The organism is Micromonospora sp. B11E3 (assembly GCF_039871625.1).
Classification (GTDB): Bacteria; Actinomycetota; Actinomycetes; order Mycobacteriales; family Micromonosporaceae; genus Micromonospora.
Window position 1 is genome coordinate 46,564 of the sequence record NZ_JBDPMC010000034.1, and the last position, 21,764, is coordinate 68,327.

At 73.4% G+C, this 21,764-nt stretch carries 20 protein-coding genes, 1 tRNA gene and 2 pseudogenes; 8 read left to right on the plus strand and 15 right to left on the minus strand.

Annotated elements, in window-relative coordinates; all coding sequences use genetic code 11:
• Positions 1 to 4: 4 nt before the first annotated feature.
• The 3 genes from ABGB16_RS18410 to argS form a co-directional block, all read right to left on the minus strand.
• Positions 5 to 1,345 carry a homoserine dehydrogenase gene (locus tag ABGB16_RS18410; protein WP_347669312.1) on the minus strand — a complete coding sequence of 447 codons (1,341 nt, stop codon included), beginning with the start codon at positions 1,343 to 1,345 and terminating at the stop codon, positions 5 to 7.
• Positions 1,342 to 2,754, minus strand: coding sequence for a diaminopimelate decarboxylase (gene lysA / locus ABGB16_RS18415; RefSeq protein ID WP_347669330.1), 1,413 nt, complete (start codon positions 2,752 to 2,754; stop codon positions 1,342 to 1,344). The genes ABGB16_RS18410 and lysA overlap by 4 nt, the downstream gene beginning before the upstream one ends.
• Before the next feature lie 63 nt (positions 2,755 to 2,817).
• Complete coding sequence (argS, locus tag ABGB16_RS18420; protein WP_347669313.1) at positions 2,818 to 4,482, minus strand: arginine--tRNA ligase; 1,665 nt, start codon at positions 4,480 to 4,482, stop codon at positions 2,818 to 2,820.
• Positions 4,483 to 4,616: 134 nt separating this feature from the next.
• Between argS and ABGB16_RS18425 the strand changes: the two genes are divergently transcribed.
• The 4 genes from ABGB16_RS18425 (at position 4,617) to ABGB16_RS18440 (ending at position 7,157) form a co-directional block, all read left to right on the plus strand.
• Positions 4,617 to 5,423, plus strand: a complete 807-nt coding sequence (locus ABGB16_RS18425; protein ID WP_347669314.1) for a DUF3105 domain-containing protein — start codon at positions 4,617 to 4,619, stop codon at positions 5,421 to 5,423.
• Positions 5,424 to 5,452: 29 nt separating this feature from the next.
• The gene (locus ABGB16_RS18430; protein ID WP_347669315.1) at positions 5,453 to 6,121 is read left to right on the plus strand and encodes a DUF305 domain-containing protein; all 669 of its coding nucleotides are present in this window, start codon (positions 5,453 to 5,455) and stop codon (positions 6,119 to 6,121) included.
• Positions 6,122 to 6,313: 192 nt separating this feature from the next.
• Positions 6,314 to 7,006: a winged helix-turn-helix domain-containing protein gene (locus ABGB16_RS18435; protein WP_347669331.1), complete on the plus strand. Its 693-nt coding sequence runs from the start codon at positions 6,314 to 6,316 to the stop codon at positions 7,004 to 7,006.
• Between the two features lie 79 nt (positions 7,007 to 7,085).
• Positions 7,086 to 7,157: transfer RNA gene (locus ABGB16_RS18440), tRNA-Arg, on the plus strand.
• A 479-nt stretch (positions 7,158 to 7,636) separates the two neighbouring features.
• On the opposite strand, the pseudogene ABGB16_RS18445 reads toward ABGB16_RS18440, so the two are convergent.
• The 4 genes and pseudogenes from ABGB16_RS18445 to ABGB16_RS18460 all read right to left on the minus strand — a co-directional run.
• Positions 7,637 to 7,985, minus strand: a pseudogene (locus tag ABGB16_RS18445) (ATP-dependent DNA ligase); the annotation flags it as partial.
• Positions 7,986 to 8,155: 170 nt separating this feature from the next.
• On the minus strand, positions 8,156 to 8,425 hold the full coding sequence (locus tag ABGB16_RS18450) for an isocitrate lyase/phosphoenolpyruvate mutase family protein (RefSeq protein ID WP_347669332.1): 270 nt from the start codon (positions 8,423 to 8,425) through the stop codon (positions 8,156 to 8,158).
• Complete coding sequence (locus tag ABGB16_RS18455; RefSeq protein ID WP_347669333.1) at positions 8,314 to 8,574, minus strand: hypothetical protein; 261 nt, start codon at positions 8,572 to 8,574, stop codon at positions 8,314 to 8,316. Before ABGB16_RS18455 ends, ABGB16_RS18450 begins: the two co-directional genes overlap by 112 nt.
• An 80-nt stretch (positions 8,575 to 8,654) precedes the next feature.
• Positions 8,655 to 9,908 carry an erythromycin esterase family protein gene (locus ABGB16_RS18460; protein WP_347669316.1) on the minus strand — a complete coding sequence of 418 codons (1,254 nt, stop codon included), beginning with the start codon at positions 9,906 to 9,908 and terminating at the stop codon, positions 8,655 to 8,657.
• Between the two features lie 104 nt (positions 9,909 to 10,012).
• Here ABGB16_RS18460 and ABGB16_RS18465 point away from each other — a divergent pair, with 104 nt between their 5' ends.
• Positions 10,013 to 10,204 carry a DUF2795 domain-containing protein gene (locus ABGB16_RS18465; protein WP_347669317.1) on the plus strand — a complete coding sequence of 64 codons (192 nt, stop codon included), beginning with the start codon at positions 10,013 to 10,015 and terminating at the stop codon, positions 10,202 to 10,204.
• A 16-nt stretch (positions 10,205 to 10,220) separates the two neighbouring features.
• Here ABGB16_RS18465 and erm read toward each other — a convergent pair whose 3' ends face one another.
• Positions 10,221 to 11,012 carry an ErmE/ErmH/ErmO/ErmR family 23S rRNA (adenine(2058)-N(6))-methyltransferase gene (gene erm, locus ABGB16_RS18470; RefSeq protein WP_347669318.1) on the minus strand — a complete coding sequence of 264 codons (792 nt, stop codon included), beginning with the start codon at positions 11,010 to 11,012 and terminating at the stop codon, positions 10,221 to 10,223.
• 388 nt (positions 11,013 to 11,400) lie between these two features.
• Entirely contained in the window at positions 11,401 to 12,306 is a 906-nt protein-coding gene (locus ABGB16_RS18475) for a Gfo/Idh/MocA family oxidoreductase (protein ID WP_347669319.1), read from the minus strand.
• Positions 12,307 to 12,585: 279 nt separating this feature from the next.
• On the opposite strand from ABGB16_RS18475, the gene ABGB16_RS18480 reads away from it, so the two are divergent.
• Entirely contained in the window at positions 12,586 to 12,990 is a 405-nt protein-coding gene (locus ABGB16_RS18480) for a hypothetical protein (protein WP_347669320.1), read from the plus strand.
• On the plus strand, positions 12,983 to 13,387 hold the full coding sequence (locus ABGB16_RS18485) for a hypothetical protein (protein ID WP_347669321.1): 405 nt from the start codon (positions 12,983 to 12,985) through the stop codon (positions 13,385 to 13,387). The genes ABGB16_RS18480 and ABGB16_RS18485 overlap by 8 nt, the downstream gene beginning before the upstream one ends.
• A 63-nt stretch (positions 13,388 to 13,450) precedes the next feature.
• Here ABGB16_RS18485 and fabG read toward each other — a convergent pair whose 3' ends face one another.
• On the minus strand, positions 13,451 to 14,209 hold the full coding sequence (gene fabG / locus ABGB16_RS18490; RefSeq protein WP_347669322.1) for a 3-oxoacyl-ACP reductase FabG: 759 nt from the start codon (positions 14,207 to 14,209) through the stop codon (positions 13,451 to 13,453).
• Positions 14,210 to 14,360: 151 nt separating this feature from the next.
• Positions 14,361 to 16,013 (minus strand): alpha-amylase family protein, encoded by a 1,653-nt coding sequence (locus ABGB16_RS18495; protein ID WP_347669323.1) that lies wholly within the window; start codon positions 16,011 to 16,013, stop codon positions 14,361 to 14,363.
• Positions 16,014 to 16,144: 131 nt separating this feature from the next.
• Here ABGB16_RS18495 and ABGB16_RS18500 point away from each other — a divergent pair, with 131 nt between their 5' ends.
• Positions 16,145 to 16,834: a DedA family protein gene (locus ABGB16_RS18500; RefSeq protein ID WP_347669324.1), complete on the plus strand. Its 690-nt coding sequence runs from the start codon at positions 16,145 to 16,147 to the stop codon at positions 16,832 to 16,834.
• Between the two features lie 44 nt (positions 16,835 to 16,878).
• On the opposite strand, the gene ABGB16_RS18505 is transcribed toward ABGB16_RS18500, so the two are convergent.
• From ABGB16_RS18505 to ABGB16_RS18520, 4 genes and pseudogenes are all read right to left on the minus strand, one after another.
• The gene (locus tag ABGB16_RS18505) at positions 16,879 to 18,432 is read right to left on the minus strand and encodes a cellulose binding domain-containing protein (protein ID WP_347669325.1); all 1,554 of its coding nucleotides are present in this window, start codon (positions 18,430 to 18,432) and stop codon (positions 16,879 to 16,881) included.
• A gap of 68 nt (positions 18,433 to 18,500) precedes the next feature.
• Positions 18,501 to 19,859, minus strand: a complete 1,359-nt coding sequence (locus ABGB16_RS18510; protein WP_347669326.1) for a cellulose binding domain-containing protein — start codon at positions 19,857 to 19,859, stop codon at positions 18,501 to 18,503.
• Positions 19,860 to 20,096: 237 nt separating this feature from the next.
• Positions 20,097 to 21,491: a carbohydrate-binding protein gene (locus tag ABGB16_RS18515; protein WP_347669327.1), complete on the minus strand. Its 1,395-nt coding sequence runs from the start codon at positions 21,489 to 21,491 to the stop codon at positions 20,097 to 20,099.
• 73 nt (positions 21,492 to 21,564) lie between these two features.
• Positions 21,565 to 21,764, minus strand: a pseudogene (locus tag ABGB16_RS18520) (hypothetical protein); the annotation flags it as partial.

The following is a 21,764-nucleotide window of genomic DNA, read 5'->3' on the forward strand; positions in this document are numbered from 1 at the left end:
AAGGCTACGCCCCGCCCTCGACCCGCAGCACGCTCGTCACCGAGCGCACGATGTCGAGCCCGCGCAGCTCTCCGACGGTGGCGGCGAGGGCGGCGTCGGGCGCCACGTGGGTGACGATGACCAGCTCGGCGTCCTCGCCCGAGCCGGCCGGGCCGGAGCCCGTCGAGCCGACGCCCGCCGAGCCCTGCCGGACGGTGGCGATCGACACGTCGTGCCGGGCGAACACCCCGGCCACCGCCGCCAGCACACCGGGACGGTCGGCCACGTCGAGGCTGATGTGGTAGCGGGTCAGCGCCTCCCCCATGGGCCGCACCGCCAGGTCCGCGTACGCCGACTCGCTGGGCGCGCGTACGCCCGCGAGCCGGTTGCGGGCCACCGCCACCACGTCGCCGAGCACGGCGCTGGCGGTCGGCGCGCCGCCCGCGCCCCGGCCGTAGAACATGAGCTGCCCGGCCGCCTCGGCCTCGACGAAGACCGCGTTGAACGCGTCGCCGACGCTGGCCAGCGGGTGGGTCCGCGGGATCATCGCCGGGTGCACCCGGACGTTGACGGTCTCCCGTCCGGCGGCGTCCCGGCTCCGGGCGGCGATGCAGAGCAGCTTGATGGTGCAGTCCATCGCCCGGGCGCTGGCCACGTCGGCGGCGGTGACCTCGGTGATCCCCTCGCGGTGCACGTCCGCCGCGGTGACCCGGGTGTGGAACGCCAGGGAGGCGAGGATGGCCGCCTTGGCCGCCGCGTCGAAGCCCTCCACGTCGGCCGTCGGGTCCGCCTCGGCGTACCCGAGCGCGGTGGCCTCCTCCAGCGCCTCGGCGAAGCCTGCGCCGGTGGCGTCCATGGCGGAGAGGATGAAGTTGGTGGTGCCGTTGACGATGCCGGTGACCCGGTTGACCCGGTCGCCGTGCAGCGAGTCGCGCAGCGGGCGCAGCAGCGGGATGGCCCCCGCGACCGACGCCTCGTAGTAGAGGTCCGCCCCGCCCTCGGCGGCGGCGTCGTGCAGCGCGGCGCCGTCCTCGGCGAGCAGCGCCTTGTTGGCCGTGACCACGCTCTTTCCGGCGCGCAGCGCCTCGACCAGCCAGCTGCGGGCCGGCTCGATCCCGCCGACGACCTCGATCACCACGTCGACGTCGTCCCGCTTGACCAGGCCGAGCGCGTCGGTGGTGAACAGGCCCTCGTCGACCGGCAGGTCGCCACGGTCTCGGCCGAGCCGGCGGACGGCGATCCCGGCGATCTCCAACGGGGCGCCGATCCGGGCGGCGAGGTCGGCCGACTGCTCGTGCAGCAGCCGTACCACCTCGCTGCCGACCGTGCCGCAGCCGAGCAGCGCCAAGCGAACAGGTGAGGTCATCCGACATCCAATGCGAGCAGGTCTTCTTCCGTCTCCCGCCGGACGATCAGCCGCGCTCGGCCGTCGCGTACCGCGACCACCGGGGGCCGGGGCACGTGGTTGTAGTTGCTGGCCATGCTCCGGCAGTAGGCGCCGGTGCCGGGCACCGCGAGAAGATCTCCGGGCTGCACGTCCGCGGGCAGGAATTCATCCTTCACCACGATGTCCCCGGACTCACAATGCTTTCCCACCACGCGGGCGAGCATCGGCTCCGCCGCCGAGGCCCGGGAGGCCAGCGTCGCCGAGTACGACGCGTCGTAGAGGGCGGTGCGGATGTTGTCGCTCATCCCGCCGTCCACGCTGACGTAAGAACGACGCCCATCCGCTCCGTCGATGCCAGTGCCCAGCGGCACGGACTTGACCGTACCGACCTCGTACAGGGTGAACACGGCGGGGCCGACGATCGCCCGGCCCGGCTCGATGGACAGGTGCGGCACGGCCAGCCGCTCGGCCTGGCACTCCCCCTCGACGATCTTGCGCATCCGCTTGGCCAGCTCGTGCGGGGCGGCCGGATCGTCCTGCGTGGTGTACGCGATGCCGAAGCCGCCGCCCAGGTCCAGCTCGGGCAGCTCCACGCCCCGCGCGTCGCGGATCTGCGCCTGCAGGCCGAGCACCCGGCGGGCGGAGACCTCGAAGCCGCTGGCGTCGAAGATCTGCGAGCCGATGTGCGAGTGCAGGCCGCGCAGGTCCAGCACGCCCTCGTCGAGGACGCGCAGCGCGGCGGCGATCGCCGCCCCACCGGCCAGGGAGAAGCCGAACTTCTGGTCCTCGTGGGCGGTGGCGATGAACTCGTGGGTGTGCGCCTCCACGCCGACGGTGACCCGGATCAGCACGCCGGGGCGTACCCCCCGCTCACGGGCCAGCGCGGTGAGCCGGGCGATCTCGTCGAACGAGTCGAGGATGATCCGCCCGACCCCGGCGTCCAGCGCCCGGCCCAGCTCGGCCACGGACTTGTTGTTGCCGTGGAAGCCGATCCGCTCCGGCGGTATCCCGGCCGCCAGCGCGACGGCCAGCTCGCCGCCGGTGCAGACGTCGAGGTGCATGCCCTCCTCGGCGATCATCCGCACGACCGCCCGGCACAGGAACGCCTTGCCGGCGTAGTAGACGTCGGCGTCGGCGAAGGCCGCGCGGAACTCGCGGCAGCGCGCCCGCAGGTCGTCCTCGTCGAGGACGTACACCGGGGTGCCGAACCCGTCCGCGAGCTCGCGGACGTCGAGCCCCGCGACGGCGAGCGCGCCGTCGGCGGCCCGGGCCACGTTGCGGGGCCACAGCTGCGGCACCAGGGCGTTGACGTCGACCGGCGTACGCAGCCACGCCGGCCCCCGGTTGCCGAGGTCGCCGTGCAGCGCCCCGGCCTCGTGCGCGCGCATCATCGACCTCCGCTTCGCGACTGCGGGGCTCGCAAGCTCACTCCTCGCGCTCGCATTTCGCGGTTACATCCTCTCGGGTGCGGAGACGCCCAGCAGGTGCAGGCCGTTGGCGATCACCGTACGGGTGGCGTCGTTGAGCCAGAGCCGGGCCCGGTGCAGGTCGGTGACCTCCTCGTCGCCGCGCGGCAGGATCCGGCAGTTGTCGTAGAACCGGTGGTACGCCCCGGACAGCTCCTCCAGGTAGCGGGCCACCCGGTGCGGCTCGCGCAGCTCGGCGGCGGTCGCCACCACGGTCGGGAACTCGGCGAGCGCCTTGAGCAGCTCGTTCTCCTTCTCGTGGTCGAGCAGGTCGGGGCGGAAGTCGTCGCCCGCGCCCCGGGTCAGCCCCACCTCGGCGGCGTGGCGGCCCACGCTGGCCGTGCGGGCCGCCACGTACTGCACGTAGTAGACCGGGTTGTCGCGGGTGGCCCGGGTCCACAGCTCGACGTCGATGTCGATCGGGGAGTCGCTGGAGTAGCGGGCCAGCGCGTACCGGGCGGCGTCGACGCCGATCGCGTCGACCAGGTCCTCAAGGGTAACCACGGTGCCGGCGCGCTTGCTCATCCGCAGCGGGGCGCCGTCGCGGACCAGGTTGACCAGCTGGCCGATCAGGATCTCCAGGTTGCGGTCCGGGTCGTCGCCGAAGCAGGCGGCCATCGCCTTCATCCGGCCGACGTAGCCGTGGTGGTCCGCGCCCAGCATGATCACCACGCGCTCGAAGCCGCGCTCACGCTTGTCGAGGTAGTACGCGCAGTCCGCGGCGAAGTACGTCCACTCGCCGTTGGACTTGCGCAGCACCCGGTCCTTGTCGTCGCCGAAGTCGGTGGTGCGCAGCCAGGTCGCGCCCTCGGACTCGTAGGTGTGGCCCTGCTCACGCAGCCGCTGGAGGGCCTGGTCCAGCTCGCCCCGCGCGTGCAGGTCCTTCTCGTTGAAGTAGGTGTCGAACTCCACCCCGAAGTCGCGCAGCGAGGACCTGATCTCGGCGAACATCAGCTCCACGCCCTCGACCCGGAACACCTCCTGGGCGGCGTCGTCGCCGAGGCTCAGCACATCCGGCCGGCCGGCCTGGACCGCCGCGGCGATCTCCGTGATGTACGCGCCCGCGTACCCGTCCTCGGGGGTCGGCTCGCCCCGCGCGGCGGCGAGCAGCGAGCGGGCGAACCGGTCGATCTGGGAGCCGGCGTCGTTGAAGTAGTACTCCGTGCCGACGTCCGCGCCGGTGGCGCGCAGCAGCCGGGCGAGCGCGTCGCCGACGGCGGCCCAGCGAACTCCACCGATGTGCACGGGGCCGGTCGGGTTGGCGGAGACGAACTCCAGGTTGATCTTGAGGCCGGCGAGCGCGGCGCTGCGGCCGTACGCCGGGCCGGCCTCGACGATCGACCGGGCGAGCTGGCCGGCGGCGGCCGCATCCAGGCGGATGTTGAGGAAGCCGGGGCCCGCGATCTCCACCGACTTGATCCCCGCGGCCCGACCGAGCTGCTCGGCCAGCGCGGCGGCCAGCTCCCGCGGGGGCACGCCCACCTTCTTGCTCAGCTGGAGGGCGAGCGTCGAGGCGTAGTCCCCGTGCTCGGGGTTACGCGGTCGCTCCACCGCGGTGCGCTCCGGGAGGGCGGAGCGGCCCAGGCCCCGGTCGGCGAAGACGGCGTGGGCTGCGGAGAGGACGACCTCGGCGAGTTCTGCGGGAGTCACTGATCCATGCTAACGGGGGTAGACTCGGGCGTCCGGCGGCGACCCTCCAGCGGCCGGAGCCCCCCGGCCGGCCCGGAGGTTCCTGCGATCCCGGCCCGCCACCGTCCGTTGACCGAGCTACCTGACGAGGCACGATGAGCATCAGCACCCCGGGCGGCCCGGAGCGCCGTCCGACCGTGGTCACCACCGGCAAAAAGCCGGCGGCGGGCCGGCCGGCGTCCGACGCCAAGGCCGGGGCGGGCAAGCCGAAGGGCGGCGCGGGCCGCTCCGGCGGCGGCAAGGGCCCCCGCAAGCCGATCGCCCCGGTCAAGGTCAGCCAGGGCCGTTCCTGGGGCCCGATCGCCCTGTTCACGGCGGTCGGCGTGCTCGCCGCGGCGATCATCGGGTACGGCGCGTGGGCCGCGTTCCAGGGCTCGAAGCCGTGGGAGGACCGGGCCGCGGACATCGCGGGCATCGTGAACTACCGCGAGAAGAACAAGGAGCTCACCCAGGGCGGCAACCACCAGCAGGGCTCGATCAAGTACGACATCCTCCCGCCGGTGGCCGGCCCGCACAACGCGGCCTGGCAGAACTGCATGGGCGACGTCTACGACGCCCCGATCGCCAACGAGCACGCGGTGCACAGCCTGGAGCACGGCGCGGTGTGGATCACCTACCGCCCCGACCTGCCGGCCGACCAGGTGGCGACGCTCAAGAGCAAGGTCCAGGGTCAGGAGAAGCTGATGCTCAGCCCGTTCGAGGGGCTGGACAAGCCGGTCTCCCTGCAGGCCTGGGGCTACCAGCTCAAGGTCGACAACGCCGACGACAAGCGGATCGACGAGTTCATCAAGGCGCTGCGGGTCAACGCCTCGATCGAGGGCCCGACCGCCAACTGCGCGCAGGGCATCACCGCCACCGGCACCACGCCGCGTGACGACGGCGCCCAGATGCCCACCCAGTAATCCGCACACCGACAACGAGGACACCCCCGATGACCGCACCCGCGACGACCGACCATGACGTGGACGAGACCCCGGTCACCGAGGACGGCGGCCGGGGGTCCGTGCGCCGCTTCGGCACGCTGGCCGTGGCCGCCGCCGTCGTGGTCGGGCTCCTCCTCGGGTACGCGGGCGGCCTGCTGACGCCCCGGCTCACCCGCCCCGGGGACGCCTCGGCCGAGGCGGGCTTCGCCCGGGACATGACCACCCATCACGCCCAGGCGGTGGAGATGGGCCTGATCGCGTTCCAGCGCGGCTCCGACCCGGAGGTGGTCAGCATCGGCGGCGACATCGCCACGGGTCAGCAGGGCGAGATCGGCACGATGCAGACCTGGCTGCGCTCCTGGGGCCTCGACCCGACCGGGTCGCAGCCCCGGATGTCGTGGATGCCCGGTGGTCCGCAGATGATGCGCGACGGGCTGATGCCGGGCATGGCCACCCCGGAGCAGATGGCCAAGCTGCGGGCGGCGAAGGGCCGCGAGCTGGACGTCCTGTTCCTGGACATGATGATCGACCACCACCTCGGCGGCATCCACATGATCGACGGCGTCCTCAAGGTCAGCGACGAGCCGGACGTGGTGCGCATGGCGCGCACCATGAAGAACACCCAGCAGAAGGACCTGACGAACCTCACGAACGCGCGCGACCGGCTCAAGGGCTGACCCCACCCGGACCGCACCAGGAGGCCCGCGGCCCCGCCACCACGGCGGCGGACGCGGGCCTCCCGCCGTTCACACCCGACCCCCCAGCTGTCCGATTCACCCGCCTTGCCGGTTCGCAGACAATTACATCCTTTGGAGGGTTTTCTACCCACATATCGTGACCAGTTGCGATTCGGGCTCGTTGCGCAGGACGTGGGGGTTGCACTCAGAGACGCACGACGCTCCGTCACCAGCTGGTGCCGGCGCCACACGATCGGCGGTGACGGGACGGTGGCTGCCGTCCGTCGCGGACAGCGGCAGGGCGAGCCGGGAACGCTCAGCCGCGAGCAGGAACTGGAACTGATCGACGTCCTGCGGGGCGTCCACCCCGACGAGTTCGGCCTGGACGAGGAGCTGTGGACGCGGCAGAGCCTCACCACGCTCGTTCAACGCCGGTTCGACCCGGCGATGGACGCCGGCGCGATCGGGGCGTACCTGCGGGCCTGGGGGTTGGGTCCGCGCGAGCCGCGCGAGCGCGCGTGCGGGCTGTGCGTCGGCGCGGTCGAGCGCTGGGTACGCAGCGAGTACCCGGCGATCACGAGGGCCGCCCAGGAGCACCTCGCCGACGTCTACTGGCTCGGCCGGGTACGCCTGCGCGGGACGATGCCGGCGGCCGACGTGGTCTCGGCCGTGTCGTCGCGCGGCCGGGTCCGGTTCATGGTGACCACGCCGTCGGTGGACCCGCCGCTGCCCCGGGACTTCGTGCTGCGGCTCAGCGGCGCCGAGGAGCGCCCGGTGCACCTCATCGTGGACGGCTCCTGGCCGCGCAACGAGTGGCCCCGCCGCCTGCCCCGCCGCATCCTCCTACACCCCCTCCCGAGCTGCGGCCGGGCGGTCGCCGCCTGACCCCGGCCCCGGGGGTGGCGCGCCGGGATACCGATTGGGCGATTGGCGGAGGCGTTTGCTAGTCTTCTCCAGTCGCTGAGCCCCCGTAGCTCAGGGGATAGAGCACCGCCCTCCGGAGGCGGGGGCGCAGGTTCGAATCCTGCCGGGGGCACAGACATGAAAAGCCCGGGCCGCTGGTCCGGGCTTTTCCCGTTCACCGCGCCGCTCTCCCGCCACGTGGGCGGCGGCCGCGCTCGCGTACGGCGGGCGGGGCACGGTCACCCGGGTCCGGCCCTCTGGAGCTGCCCCGTCTGTGCGCCCAGGCACCCGACCTGTCCCGTCTGTGCCCCCGGGCACCCGACCTGTCCCGTCTGTGCCCCCGGGCACCCGGCGGTCCCGTCTGTGCCCCCCGGGCACCCGGCGGCCTGTCGGCCCAGCTTCGCGTGCCGCAGGCACATCGGCCCCACGCCGCGTGCCCTGGGCGCATCGGCCCCGCCCTGCGCCCTGCCGCAGGTGCATCGGCCGCCCGAGGGAGTGTGCCCCATTCGTGGGGGCAGCTCCACAGGCCCCGAAAGACCATGGCTGTGGTAGGCACCCCCGCCGACCCGAACACGGGCCCGTTCGGCGCACCGGCCAGCCGTCGGTGGACCGTCAGCCGGCCGCGCGGTGGGCCTTCGCGCGGCGTTTGCCCTCGTGCATCGCCTGCACCCGGGCCACCGGAATGCCCCGCCCCTGCTCGACCAGGTCGGCCGGAAGGCGCTGGGGCGGCGGCGTCAGCTCGGCCCAGGGGTCGCGGTCGGCGACCAGCGCCGGCACGGTCCGTCCGCACGGTGAAGTCGGCCGGGGTGACCGCGTCGAGGTCGTCCCAGTCGACCGGGAACGACACCGGCAGCCCCGGACGCAGCCGCGGACTGTACGCGGCCACCACGGTCGCCCCGCCGGCCCGCGTCGAGTCGAGGAACACCCGCCCGCCACGGTCCTCGCGGATGAAGGCGGTGGTGGGCAGGGTGCGCCGGTCGTCGCCCGCTTGGTGGCCCCCGCGTCCGGAGTCAGCGGTTGGTCGAGGTTGGTCAGCGACACCCCGTCCCGGGTCTCCTCCGCACCGCTCATCACCCCACCTTTCCTGCCCCGCGGGCGGAGGGCAACCGGACGCGCCCGCCGGCCTCGGCGTCACGCCGCGTACGGGTCCCTGCCCGCCCGGATCGCGTCGAGCAGCGCCGCCGTCCGGGCCTGGACCGCCGCGTACGGGCCCTCGCCGTGGCTGATCCGCGCCGCCCCGAGCCGGGTCAGCTCCGCGAGGCTCGGACCACCCGGCCGGTAGAGCAGGTTCACCGGGGCGCCCGCCCCGGCCACGAACTCCGCGACCTGCCCGGGCTCCGCCAGGAGGATCGGGTAGACGCAGTCCGCCCCGGCTGCCCGGTAGCGCCGGGCCCGGCGGATCGCCTCGGCGGTGCGCCCGGCCGGGTCGCCGGCCCCGCGGACAGCAGCCGCTCGACCAGCTCGGTCGGCCGCAGCCCGTACCCGCGCTCCAGGTCGGCCGTGACGGGGACCGGCACGGCGCGGGCGATCCGGGCGACCGCGGCGAGCATCTCGCCGACCGGGGTGGCCTCGACCGGACGGCGTGGTGGCTGCCCCGCCGACACCCGGCGGGCCTCCGTCAGCAGCGGGCTCAGACGCCCGCCGGGTACGTCTCCAACTCGCCGGGGGCGGCCTCGGCGGGCAGCGGGTGCAGGGCCCTCGTCTCGTCGCACCAGACGAACGCGTCGTAGCGCTCGCCCAGCCGCGTCGGCACGTAGTTGCCCCACGACTCGAAGCTCGGGTCGTACACCACGCCGATCGCCCGGTGGTCGAGCTGGTCGGTGACCCAGCCGGGCTGGTCCGGGCCGCCGAAGACCAGCACCGCCCGGTCCGGCATCAGCTCGTGCAGCCGCCGCTCCACCGAGCCCGGCCGGGCCGGCGGCACCACCATCACCTCGGGCGGGGAGCCCCAGCGGGGCGCCGCCACCGTCGTCCCCCGGTAGCTGCCGAAGCCGACGAGCACCACGTCGTCCGTCCCGTGCCGCTCCCGCGCCAACTGGCCGAGGTTGGTCATCCCGGCGTCCGCCATGTCGGTGGCCCGGGCGTCGCCGACGTGCGTGTTGTGCGCCCAGACGACCGCCCGGGCGTCCGGCCCGTGGAGGTCCAGCAGCCGGTCCAGGGTGTCGGCCATGTGGACGTCCCGCACGTTCCACGACTCCGGCCCACCGCCGACCATCGCCCGGTAGTAGCGCTCCGCGCCGGCCACCACCTCCGCGTTCTGCCAGGTCGAGAAGCGGTCCGGGCCGTCCGCGGCGGCCTGTTCCCGGGTACGCGTCAACAGCCGCACCACCTCCTCCTCGCAGCGCGCGGAGACGAAGCGGCTGGCGTCCCCGTACTCCTCCGGCTTCCTGCCGTACGGCTCGAAGCACCGGTACGCCTCCTGCGCCGCCTCCAGCGACGTCGGGTCCTCCTCGCCGAGATAGTCGAAGATCGCCTGCATCGACTCCCAGAGGCTGTAGACGTCCAGGCCGTGGAAGCCGGTCCGGCGGTCCTCCGGGCGTTCCGAGTTCCAGGCGCGCAGCCAGCGGGCGAATCGGGCCACCTCGGCGTTGGCCCACATCCAGGTGGGCCAACGCTCGAAGAGTTCGAGGGCCGATCGCGGGTCGGCGAGCCCGTCGGCGGCGGTCACCGACCGGTGCACCCGTTCGCAGTCCGGCCAGTCCCCCTCCACGGCGACGAAGGAGAAGCCCAGCTCGGCGACGAGCCGCCGGGTGAGCTGCTCGCGCAGGCGGTAGTAGTCGTACGTGCCGTGCGTCGATTCGCCGATCATGACGATCCGGGCGTCCCGGATCCGCTCCAGCAACGGATCGAAGTCGCTCGGCGCGCCGAGCCGCTGTACCAGCATGCCCGCGGCTACCCGACCCCCGCGCGGGCAAACCCGGGACGTCACCCGTCCGGGTGCCCGACGGCGGGCGGCATGGCCCGCGGCGCAGCGGGTAGCCGACGGGCATGACGGTCAGCGGAGTGGAGTTGCAGGAGTACCTGGCCGGGCTGGACTACCCGGTCTCGAAGGAGGACCTGGTCCGCTGGGGGCAGGAGAACGGGCTCAGCACCGCGGCCCTGCAACTGCTGCGCGCACTGCCGCCGGAGCAGTTCGGCTCCCCGGACGAGCTGGGCGAGGCACTGCGCGACCTGGGCTGACCCCGCCGCGACGTATTCAGCGCAGCAGGCGGAACAGGGTGAGCCACTGCTCGGGCCAGACCTCGCCGACGAGGGCGTCCGGCCCGACGCGTACGGCCCGCAGCGCCGCGTCCACCCGGGCCCGGGGCAGGTGCCGGCGCAGCGAGGCCGCGAGCGAGCCGCCGACCCCGCCGAACCCGGCCTCCACCAACCGCCGGTACGCCGGCAGCGCGCCCGGCGGCAGCAGCGGCTCGGGCCGCCGCTCCAGGCGCAGGATGCCGGCGTCCACGCGGGGCACCGGGCGGAACGCGGTCCGGGGCACGGTGCCGACGAGCCGCCACGCGTACTCCGGCCAGGTGAGCACCGTGAGCCTGCTCCACCGGCCGGCGTGGCCGGTGCGCTTGCGGGCGTACTCCAGTTGGGTGAGCAGGGTGGCCGAGGTCAGCCGGTCGGCGGCGAGGCACCAGCGGACCACCGCGGCCGTCAGCGACCACGGGATGTTGCCGACCACCGCGAACGGCTCCGCCGGCGGGGGCGCCGCCAGGAAGTCGGCCCGCCGCGTCGTCACCCGGGGCAGGTCCGCGCAGGTCACGGCCAGCTCGGCGGCGGCGACGGGGTCGACCTCGTACGCGACGAGCCGGCCGCAGCGGGCGGCCAGCGGCCGGGTCAGCGACCCCCGGCCCGCGCCCACCTCCAACAGCAGGCCGGCGGGGTCGGGCCGGGCCGCCCGGACGATCCGCGCGACGGCGGCCGGGTCGGCGAGGAAGTTCTGGGACAGCACGCGACGGGACCGGTCGCGTTCGGTGGCACGGGTACGGCGGGGCGCCATGGCTCGTCCTGTCTGTCGCCGGACGGCGACGGGAACGGACAGGCGGCCGGCGGGCAGCCGGCGGGTGGGCCTGTCCGAGTGGAGTGGGGACTCGGACGGCCCTCGGCGCGGCGGGTACTTTTCGGACAGCGCTCGCCGCCCGACCGGCGCCTACCGGGGCGCGGGCGCGCCGGCGGTGGCAGGTCGGGGCTCTGCGGGGCGGATCAGGCGCGGGTCGCGTCCCGGCCGGCCGGGGCCGGACGCCGGACTCGCGGGCGGACCACCAGCTGGGGGGCCCACGCGGCCGGCGTACCGACCACGTCGATCAGGGCGTGCGTGAACATCCCGCGAGGCTAAACCGGGCCGGGCCGGCCGCACGACCGGTTTATCCGGCGCGGGCCGGCGAGGGTCAGCCGGGGAGGCTGACGGTGCGGCCCTCGGCGCGGGCGGTCTCGGCGGCGTCGAGGACGGCGGCCACCTCCCGGCCGAACCGGACGTCGCAGCGGTGGTCCCGGGTGCCCGCGTCGATCTCCTCCAGCAACTGGTCGATCGCGGTCCCGTACGCGCTCAACGCGTTGCCGTCGCCGGGCGGCACGCTCTGCATGCCGTCGTCGCCGAAGAAGACGACGTCGCGGATGACGGCCGGCGGCGGCGCGTCCAGGGTCAGCGAGAGGCTGCTGGTCGCCCCGCCGTCGTGGGTGAGCAGCAGGTGGATCAGCCCGCGGGGGCCGTCCGCCGCGGCGACCCGGGTCACCCGGCCGAGCACCGGCAGGATCAGCGACAGGGCGTGCGGCCCGATGTCCCACAGCGCGCCGCGTTCCCGCCGCCACTGCGACCCGCCGTACGGGCTGTCGGGCTGGAAGATCGAGGCGAACATCGTCACCCGGGCGTGCTGCCAGTTGCCGGCGGCCGCCGCCGAGGCGAGGAATCCGGTCACGTTCGGGTGGAAGCGCTGGGTGAAGAAGACCACCGAGGCGACCCCGGACTGCTGGGCGGCGGTGACCACCCGGTCGGCGTCGGCCAGGGTGAGCGCCAGCGGCTTGTCCAGCAGCAGGTGCCGGCCGGCCGCGGCGGCCCGGACGGCGATGTCGGCCTGCACGTCCGGCGGGAGCGCGACGGCGATCGCGTCGCAGGCGTCGATCAGCGCGTCGACGTCGGCGAAGACCGGCACTCCGTGCCGGTCGGCCAGCGCGGCGGCCCGCTCGGCGTTGCGGCCCCACACCCCGGCCAGCGCGGCGCGGGGATGCGCGTCGATCGCCGCCGCGTGGGTCTCCGCCGCCCAGTGACCGGTGCCGAACAACCCGAACCGCAGCACGAGGAACCCCCGGTGTCGTCGTCCGCCACGGCGAACCGTGGCCTGCTCCAAACTCCGCCACGGCGAACCGTGGCCTGCTCCAAACTCCGCCACGGCGAGCCGCGGCCTGCTCCGAACTCCGCCACGGCGAGCCGCGGCCGTGCTCCAACCTAGTCGTCGGGCCCGGCCGACGCAGCCACGGCAGTGGAACGGCACGGATCGGCGGGCGGGGCGGACCCGCCTCCGAAGGGAGTACTACACGGGTTAGTAGGCTGCCCTGGTGACCGAGACTCCGACGGGATGCCGTCGATGACCAGCGCGGCGGCGTCCGGCTCGCCGGTGGACGGGATCCTCGCGACGGCGACGATCGTGCTGTCGCTCGTACTCGCGGTGTGGGCCCTGGTGGCGGCGGTGCGCAACCGGCCGCCGGACCAGGCGCAGTTCGCCGGCCTGGCCCTGCTGGAGCTGGGCCTGCTCGCGCTGACCGCGGTGGCGCTGGTCGCCCTCGGCGGCGGGCAGTCGCCGGGCGAGCCGGGCGCGTTCTTCGGCTACCTGGTGACGCTGGTCTGTCTGCCGCCGCTGGCCTGGGTGCTGGCCCGGATGGAGCCGACGCGGTGGGGCTCGGCGATCGTCTGCGCGATCTGCCTGGTGGCCCCGGTCGTGGTGGTCCGGCTTCAGCAGACCTGGGAGGCGGTCGGTGGCTGAGCCGCGGACGACGAATCGGGGGCCGGGCCGGCTGCTGATCGCCGTCTACATCCTCTTCGCCATCGCGGCGACGTCACGGGCGGGCCTGCAGATCGCCACGAAGTTCGACGAGGCCCCGGTCGCCTACCTGCTCTCCGCGGTGGCCGCGCTGATCTACATCGTGGCGGCGGTGGGGCTGGCCCGGGCCGGGCACACCGGCCGCCGGGTCGCGCTGGCCTGCTGCTCGGTGGAGCTGGTCGGGGTCGTCGCGGTGGGCATCCTCAGCCTGGCCGACCGGGAGCTGTTCCCGGACGAGACCGTCTGGTCGGGGTTCGGCAGCGGCTACGGCTACATCCCGCTGGTCCTGCCGGTGCTCGGCCTGGTCTGGCTCTGGCGCACCCGCCACGCCCGCGCCTGACCCCACCCCGGGCGGGCGCGCCCGAAGGCGCGCTCACCCCCGGGGCGCGGCGGCTCGGCGGGGTCAGTCCCTCGGGCCGCCGGCGACGTAGATGACCTGGCCGGAGACGAACGAGGCGCCCTCGCTGGCCAGGAACGAGACGGTGTGGGCGATGTCCTCCGGGCGGCCGACGCGGCGCACGGGGATCTCCTTCGCGGAGTGCTCCTGCAACGCCTCGAAGTCCACCTTCATGCGGGCGGCGGTGGCGGCGGTCATGTCCGTGACGATGAACCCGGGCGCGACCGCGTTGACGGTGATCCCGAACGGACCCAACTCGATGGCGAGGGTCTTGGTGAAGCCCTGGAGGCCGGCCTTCGCCGCCGAGTAGTTGGCCTGCCCCCGGTTGCCCAGCGCCGAGGTGCTGGAGAGGTTGACGATGCGGCCCCACTTCCGCTCGACCATGTGCTTCTGCGCGGCCTGGCTGAACAGGAACGCGCCGCGCAGGTGCACGCCCATGACCGTGTCCCAGTCGGCGTCGGTCATCTTGAACAGCAGGTTGTCGCGGAGCACCCCGGCGTTGTTGACCAGCACGCCCGGCGCGCCCAGCTCGGCGGCGACCCGCTCGACGGCCGCCTCGACCTGGGCCCGGTCGGACACGTCCGCGCCGACCCCGAGCGCCCGGCCACCGGCGGCGACGATGGCGTCCACGGTGTCCTTGGTGGCCGCCTCCTCGATGTCCACCACGGCGACGGCCAAGCCGTCGGCGGCCAGCCGGCGGGCGGTGGCCGCCCCGATCCCCCGCGCGGCCCCGGTGACGATCGCGACCCGCTGACCCTCCGCCATGCCTACCTCCCGGTAACTTACGACTGGTTCCGGGAGCCTAACCCACCTCCGCGCCCCCCGGGCACCGCCGATCCGGGGCCGGCCGAGGCGCCGGCCAAGGGGCATGCCGGGCCGACCGAGGGCGTGCCGGCGGCCGGCGGCCGGCCGAGGGTCAGAGGGCCTGGCCGCGGCGCAGGCGGATCCAGCGGTAGCCCTGGCCGGCGACCTTCAGCGCGTCCAGCTTGCCCACGTCACCGTAATTACGGTCGGCGAGCACGTCGATCGGCAGGTCCGCCTCCGCCGCGAGCACGCCGAGGTCGACCTGCGCGTCGTCGGTGCCGAGGTTGTGCAGGAAGACCATCGTCCCGGTGGGGCCGTCGGCCCGGTGGGCGAGCACCCCGGGCGGCACCGGCACGTCGATGTGGGTCGTCGAGCCGGAGCCGATCTCCGGCGCCTCGCGCAGCGTGCGGATCATCCGCTCGAACCAGGCCAGCAGCGACCGCGGGTCGCCGCGCTGGGCGGTCACGTTGACCTTCTCGTACGAGAAGTCGCCCCTGTCGACCACCGGGCGGACCAGCTTCTCCGGGTCCGCCGTGGAGAAGCCGGCGTTCGGCTGGTACGACCACTGCATCGGGGTACGGATCGACTGCCGGCCGGGCAGGGACAGGTCCTCCCCCATCCCGATCTCCTCGCCGTAGCGCAGCACCGGCGTGCCGCGCAGCGAGAACTGCAACGAGTACGCCAGTTCGATGCGCCGGCGGTCGTTGCCGAGCATCGGCGCGAGCCGCCGCCGGATGCCCCGGTCGTAGATGCGCATGTGCTCGTCGGGGCCGAACTCGGCGTACACCTGGTTGCGCTGCTCGGTGGTGAGCCGGGACAGGTCGATCTCGTCGTGGTTGCGCAGGAAGGTGGCCCACTGCCCACCGGCCGGCAGCTTCGGGGTGTCCCGCAGCGCCTCGACGATTGGTTCCGGGTCGCGTCGGGCCAGGGCGAGCATGAGCCGCCCGTTGAGCATGAAGTCGAAGAGCATGTGCAGCCGGTTGCCCGACCCGGCGGCGTCGCCGAAGAACGTGGGCAACTGGGCGGGCTCGACGTTGGCCTCGGCGAGCAGCACGGCGTCGCCCCGGCGCCACTGCACGTGCTGGCGCAGCTCGGTCAGGAAGTCGAAGTCCTTCGGCGAGTCGGGGTTGCCCGGCTCGGTCAGCTCGATGATGAACGGCACCGCGTCCATCCGGAACCCGGAGACGCCGAGCTGGAGCCAGAACGAGACGATCTTCTTGACCTCCGCGCGGACCTGCGGGTTCGCGAAGTTGAGGTCCGGCTGGTACCGGTAGAACCGGTGGTAGTACCAGGCCTTCGCGGTGCGGTCGTAGCTCCAGGTCTCCCGCTGCTCGCCGGGGAAGACCATGCCCTGGTGGCGGTCCGCCGGCTCCTGGTCTGACCAGACGAACCAGTCGCGGTACGGCGAGTCCGGCGAGGAACGGGCGGACTGGAACCACGGGTGCTCGTCGGAGGTGTGGTTGACCACCAGGTCGATGATCACCCGGATGCCCCGGTTGCGCGCCTGGTGCAGCAGCTCGGCGAAGTCGCCGAGGGTGCCGAAGCGGGGGTCCACGTTGTAGAAGTCGGTGACGTCGTAGCCGTCGTCGCGGTTGGGCGACGGGTGGATCGGGTGCAGCCACAGGCAGGTCACGCCGAGCCGGGCCAGGTAGTCCAGCCGTCCCATGAGGCCCCGGAAGTCGCCGACCCCGTCGCCGTCGGAGTCGGCGTACGTGTCGACGTCGAGACAGTAGACGACGGCCTCGGAGTACCACCTGTCACCCATGCCCCCGTTCCTTCTCCGGTTTTCCTTTCCCGCAAACGCGTCTGCTGTCCCGTCGAACGCGGCCGGCGGTGTAACCGCGGGCGGCCCGGGTACCACCCTCGGACCCCGGCAGCTCGTGTGGAAGGACGGCCATGGCCCTCGCCCAGGATGTCGACCCGGCGCGGTTCACCGGCCTGACCGGCTGGGTGGCCGGCGTCATCGACGCGCTGGGCGGCGTCGGGGTGGCCCTGCTGGTGGCGCTGGAGAGCATCATCCCGCCGATCCCGAGCGAGGTCGTGCTGGCCCTGGCCGGTTACCTCGCCGCCGAGGGCCGGTTCAACGTCGTCCTGATCGTGCTCGCCGCGACGGTCGGCTCGCTGGTCGGGGCGCTGGTGCTGTACTGGCTCGGCGCGGCGCTCGGCGAGGAGCGGCTGAAGCGGTGGCTGGACCGCGTCCCGCTGGTCGACCGGGACGACCTGGAGCGGGCCGACCGCTGGTTCGAGCGGCACGGCAGGTGGGCCGTGCTGATCGGCCGGGTGGTGCCGGTGGTCCGCAGCCTCGTCTCGATTCCCGCCGGGGCGAACCGGATGCCGCTGGGCGAGTTCGTCCTGCTGACCACGCTGGGCAGCGGCGTGTGGAACGGGCTGATCGTGGGCGCGGGCTTCGCGCTCGGGTCGCGCTGGCAGGAGGTCGACCGGTACGGCAGCTGGTTCAACTACGCGATCTTCGCGGCCTTCCTGGCCACGGCCGCCGCCTGGGTGGCGAAGAAGCTGCGCCGCCGCGCCGCGCGCCGGAGTGCCCGCGCGGCTGGTACGACCCGCGCGGGCACCGGCGGTAAGTGAAGCACCCCTTCTCGACCCGAGGCGTCAGGAAGGGACTCCTCCTTTCAGTAGCGGGCGGTGATGGAGGTGAACTCCCAGGTGTTCTGGCTGATGCCGGAGCAGTTGGACACCACTCCCCCGCCCGGGCAGGGGCGGTCGCGGTTGACCGACCAGAACGTGAACCGGGACAGGCCGCGGGCCTTCGCCCAGTCGCGGATCTGCGTCCAGGTGGCCGGTGAGGTCAGCTCCTGCTGGTCGGAGAGGCCGTTCATGCCGGAGAGCCCCATGTGCGCGTACGCGGTCGCGTCGGACCAGCCGAAGGCGTTCTTCAGCGCGTTCTTCAGCCCCTCGGCGGCGTTGACCGTGTTCTGGTACATGTTCGCGCCGCCCCCGAAGTCGAACGGCATGATCGTGAAGGTGTCGATGTTCGCGCCGAGCGCGGCGGCCTGGTTGACCAGGCGGGTGCCCCACCAGGACGGCCCGGTGGTCGTGGTGCCGAACGTGACGATCGTCTTGATCCCCGGGTTGTTCTGCTTGACGATCTTCAGCGCGCCGAGGATGCGGTCCTGCACCACCTCGTTCTCGAACTCGTCGCTGTTCTCGATGTCGATGTCGATCGCCTTCAGCCCGTACGCGTTGATGACCTGCTGGTACGCCCCGGCGAGGGCGCTGGCCGAGGAGCAGTTCGGGCCGAGCTTGTTGCCGCTCCACCCGCCGAAGGAGGGAATGATGTCGCCGCCGGCGGCCCGGATCGCGGCGATGGTGCTGGCGTGCACGCCCCCGGTGAGCGGGCCGGTGCCGTCCCACGCCGGGGTGCAGCCGCCGCCGGAGAGGACGAACGCCATGGTGAACCACCTGATCCCGGTCGCCCCCATCACCGTGGCGGGCGCGGGCGGGTCGCCCCAGCCCGGGTAGAGGTAGGGCGCGGCGGCCATCGGCCCGCTGCCGCCGGTGCAGCCGGTGGTGGTGGCGGATACCGGCGCCGACTTCGCCGACTCGCCGGAGGAGTTGTACGCCGTCACGGTGTAGCTGTGCGCCGAGCAGGTGGCGAGCCCGGAGACCGTCGCCGAGGTGCCGGTGACGGTGGCCCGGACGGTCGTGCCCTCGTACACCCGGTAGCCGGTCACGGTGCCGCTGACCGCGTTCCAGGCCAGCGAGACCGACGAGTTGGTGGTGCCGGTGACCCGCAGCCCGCCGGGCGTGGCCGGGCCGGACGGGCCCCCGCCCGTGCAGGAGCCGCCGTTGACGGTGCAGTTCGTCGGGAGGCCGGCGCCGTTGACGTTGAAGCCGAAGGTGGTGCTGGCGCCCGGGGCGAGGGTGCCGTTCCAGGACTGGTTGACGGCGGTGACGTGCTGGCCGGAGGTGGTCAGCCGGGCGTCCCAGAAGGAGCCGAGCGTGCTGCCGGTGGGCAGGTCGAACTGGACGTTCCAGGCGCTGATCGTGGTCGAGGTGTCGTTGGTGACGGTGAACTTCCCCTCGTACCCGGTCTCCCAGGTCACGGTGCGGGTGAACGTGGCGGTGGCGGCGTACGCGGCCGGCGGGGCCGCGACGGTGGCCGCGACCACGGCGGCGGCGAGCGCGACGGCGAACGTGGCCGCGCGCGGTGAGCGGAGTTTCACGGTGGCCTCCAGGGACCGGTGGTGGGGGGTCCGCCCGGCTGGGCGGGGCTGGCCTGGTCGCGTCCGGGTCAGGGCAGGGTGGCGAGGTGCGGCTTGACGGTGCGCGCGAAGCTGTTGCCGTTGCTGACGTCCCAGTTCACGGACCAGGTCATCGCGCCCCGGAGGCTCGGGTACGTGCGCGGCGGCCGGAAGCTGCCGCAGTTGGTGCCCTTGGCGAGGCAGTCGAGGGCGGCGTTGACCACGCTGGGCGCGACGACCCCGCCGCCGGCCGCGCCGGGGCCGGCCGGCAGGCCGAGCCCGACCTGGTCGGGGCGCAGGCCGGCCTCCAACTGGATGCAGGCGAGCGCGACGATGAAGTTCACCGTCCCCTGGCTGTACGCGGCGTTGTTGTCGCAGCCGAGCATCGCGCCGGAGTTGTAGAACTGGGTGTTGACCACGGTGAGGATGTCCCGGATGTCCAGCGCCAGCCTGAAGTAGCTGGTGGCCGGGTTCTGCATGTCGATGGTCTGCGGGGCCATCGCGATGATCAGGCCGGCCCCGACCCGGGCCCGCAGGGCGCGCAGCGCCTGGGCCATGTACGTCGGGTTGAGCCCGTTCTCCAGGTCGATGTCGACGCCGTCGAAGCCGTACCGCTGGATCAGCGCGTACGTGCTGTCGGCGAACGCGGTCGCGGAGGCGGCGTCGTTGACGGCGACCCGGCCGGTCTCGCCGCCGACGGAGAGGATGACCTTCTTGCCGCGCTCGTGCAGCGTCCGTACGTCGGCGGTGAAGTCGGCGTCGGTGTAGCCGCCGAGCGCGGTGGACAGGCCGGGGTCGACGGCGAAGGCGACCGCGCCGGGCGTGGCGGTCGCCTCGCCGAAGGCCACCGCGACCAGGTCGTACTCGGCGGGGACGTCACGCAGCCGCAGCTCGACGGCCGGGTTGACGAAGTTGTGCCAGTACCCGGTGAGCAGGTGTGTCGGCAGGCCGGTGGGCGGCGGGGTGGTGGGCGGCGGGGTGGTCGTCGGCGGTGCCGTCGTCGGGGTGGGGCCGCCGCCGCAGGGCGCGCCGTTGAGCTGGCAGTTCGTCGGGCTGCCGGAGCCGGCGACGAGGAAGCCGAACGAGGCGGTGGCCCCCGGCGCGAGGGTGCCGTTCCAGGACAGGTTGACGGCGGTGACCCGCTGGCCGGACGTGGTCAGCCGGGCGTCCCAGAAGGAGCCCAGCGTGCTGCCGGTGGGCAGGTCGAAGGTGAGGGTCCAGCCGTTGACGGTGGTCGTCCCGCCGTTGGTGATCGTGTACTTCCCCTCCCAGCCGGTCCCCCAGTCGGAGGTCTTCACGAAGCTCGCGGTGGCTCCGGCGGCGTACGCGGGCAACGCCACCCAGGCCGCTCCGACGCTCGCGGCCAGCGCCGCGACCAGGGCCAGGACGAGGGATCTCGAACGCTTCATGCACGCCTCCACCCGGGACAGGGCATTCATGGCCGTCGACTCTTGCAACAATTATTAAGACTGTTAACTGTTTCTGTCCAGAGGTCGGCGCGGGTGTGCGAACACGAAAAATTCCGCGATCTTGCACTTTGTGCCCGCAACATGGGCGATCCGCCCGGATTGCCGGGGCAGTAAGTGCAAGATCGCGGAGGCGAAGGGGTGGGGCCGGGGAGTACGGAGCTCCCCGGCCCCGGGGGGTCAGCGGCGGAAGGTGAACCAGTTGACGTTGACGAAGTCGGCGGGCTGGCCGCTGGTGAACGTCAGGTAGACCGTGTGCCGGCCGGTGACCGCACCGACGTTGCCCGGCACCGAGCGCCAACTCTGCCAGCCGCCCGTGTTCGCGATCGCGAAGCTGCCGATCGGGGTGGCCGTGGGGCTGTCGATCCGCACCTCCACCAGGCCGCTCACCCCGCCGGCCGCCCCCGAGGCCACCCGCGCCACGAAGTCGCGGGGCGGGGTCGAGCCGAACTCGACGTTGTCGAAGCGGACCCAGTCGCCGTTGCGCACCGCGCCGATGTTCTGCCCGCCCTCGGAGCACGCCTCGACGATCACCCCGTTCTGGGCGTTGAACGCCTCGGCCTGGATCGTCCCGTACGCGTCCACGGTCCCGGTGGGCGGCGGGGTCGTCGGCGGGGTGCCGCCCCGGTTGTACACGGCCACGTAGTCGACGAGCATCGACCGGCCGGACACGGTCGAGGCGGTCGGCGTGGTGAAGCCGGCCACCCCGTTCGGGAAGCCACCGCCCATCGCCACGTTCAGCAGCAGGAAGTACCCGCCGTGCCCGGTCATCTGCGTCCAGTACGGCTCGCCGACCTGGGTCTGGCTGACCGTGTGGTAGAGCTGCCCGTCGACGTACCAGCGCAGCTGCTGGGGGCTGGTCGAGGCGTCCCACTCGAAGCGGTAGGTGTGGAACGCCGACTGACAGGTGCTGCCCGGGCAGGCCCGGGAGGCGCCGAGGCCGTTGAACTCGTTGCACGGCCCGCCGGGGGCGAAACCGCAGTGCAGCACCCCCCACACCGAGTTGATCCCGTTGACGTTCTCCATCACGTCGAACTCGCCGATCCCGGGCCAGTTCTGGTAGTTGCCCCGGTAGGGCGAGCCGAGGGCCCAGAACGCCGGCCAGTAGCCGAGGGCCTCCGCGCCGGTCACGTTCGGCATCCGGATCCGGCCCTCGATGGCCAGCACCCCACCGGACGACGGCTTGAAGTTGCTCCGGACCGTCTCGATCCGCGCCGAGGTCCAGCCGCCGGAGGCGTTCCGCAGCGGGGTGATGCGCAGGTTGCCGGCGCCGTCGTGGGCAACGTTGGCGGTGCTGTTCGTGTACGTCTGGATCTCGCCGGTGCCCCAGTTCGGCGGCCCGCCGGGGTAGCTGGTGCCGGTGTCGATGATCCAGTTGGCGCCGGACGGGAGCGTGTTCGCCGCCCCGGTGAAGTCGTCGCTCCAGACCAGGCTCCAGCCGGACGGGGGCGGCGGCACGGCGGCGTTCGCGGACAGGGTCGTGCCGGCCAGGGCGGTGGCGGCGGTGGCCGCCACCGCCACCGCCAGCGAGAGTCGGCGCCGCCGGGGGACGGCAGTCGTGCGGGCAGGTTCCATGGGACGTGCCTCTCTGCGGGACGGGAGGATGAGAGAGCGCTCTCTGACGTTGTACGCCCCAGCCCGTAACGTGTCAACGAACGTCGATGACTGTCGCCGTACCGGGCCGGCGCAGCACCGCTTGTTCCAGCGCGGTCCAGGCGGTCGCGGTGACCAGGTAGAGCACCGCCGCCAGCGGCACCACCAGCGCCGCCGCCACGGTCAGGTACGGCAGCAGCGGGACCAGCCGGGCCACCACCGCCGCCCCGGGAGCCTCCGTCGGCGCACCGGACC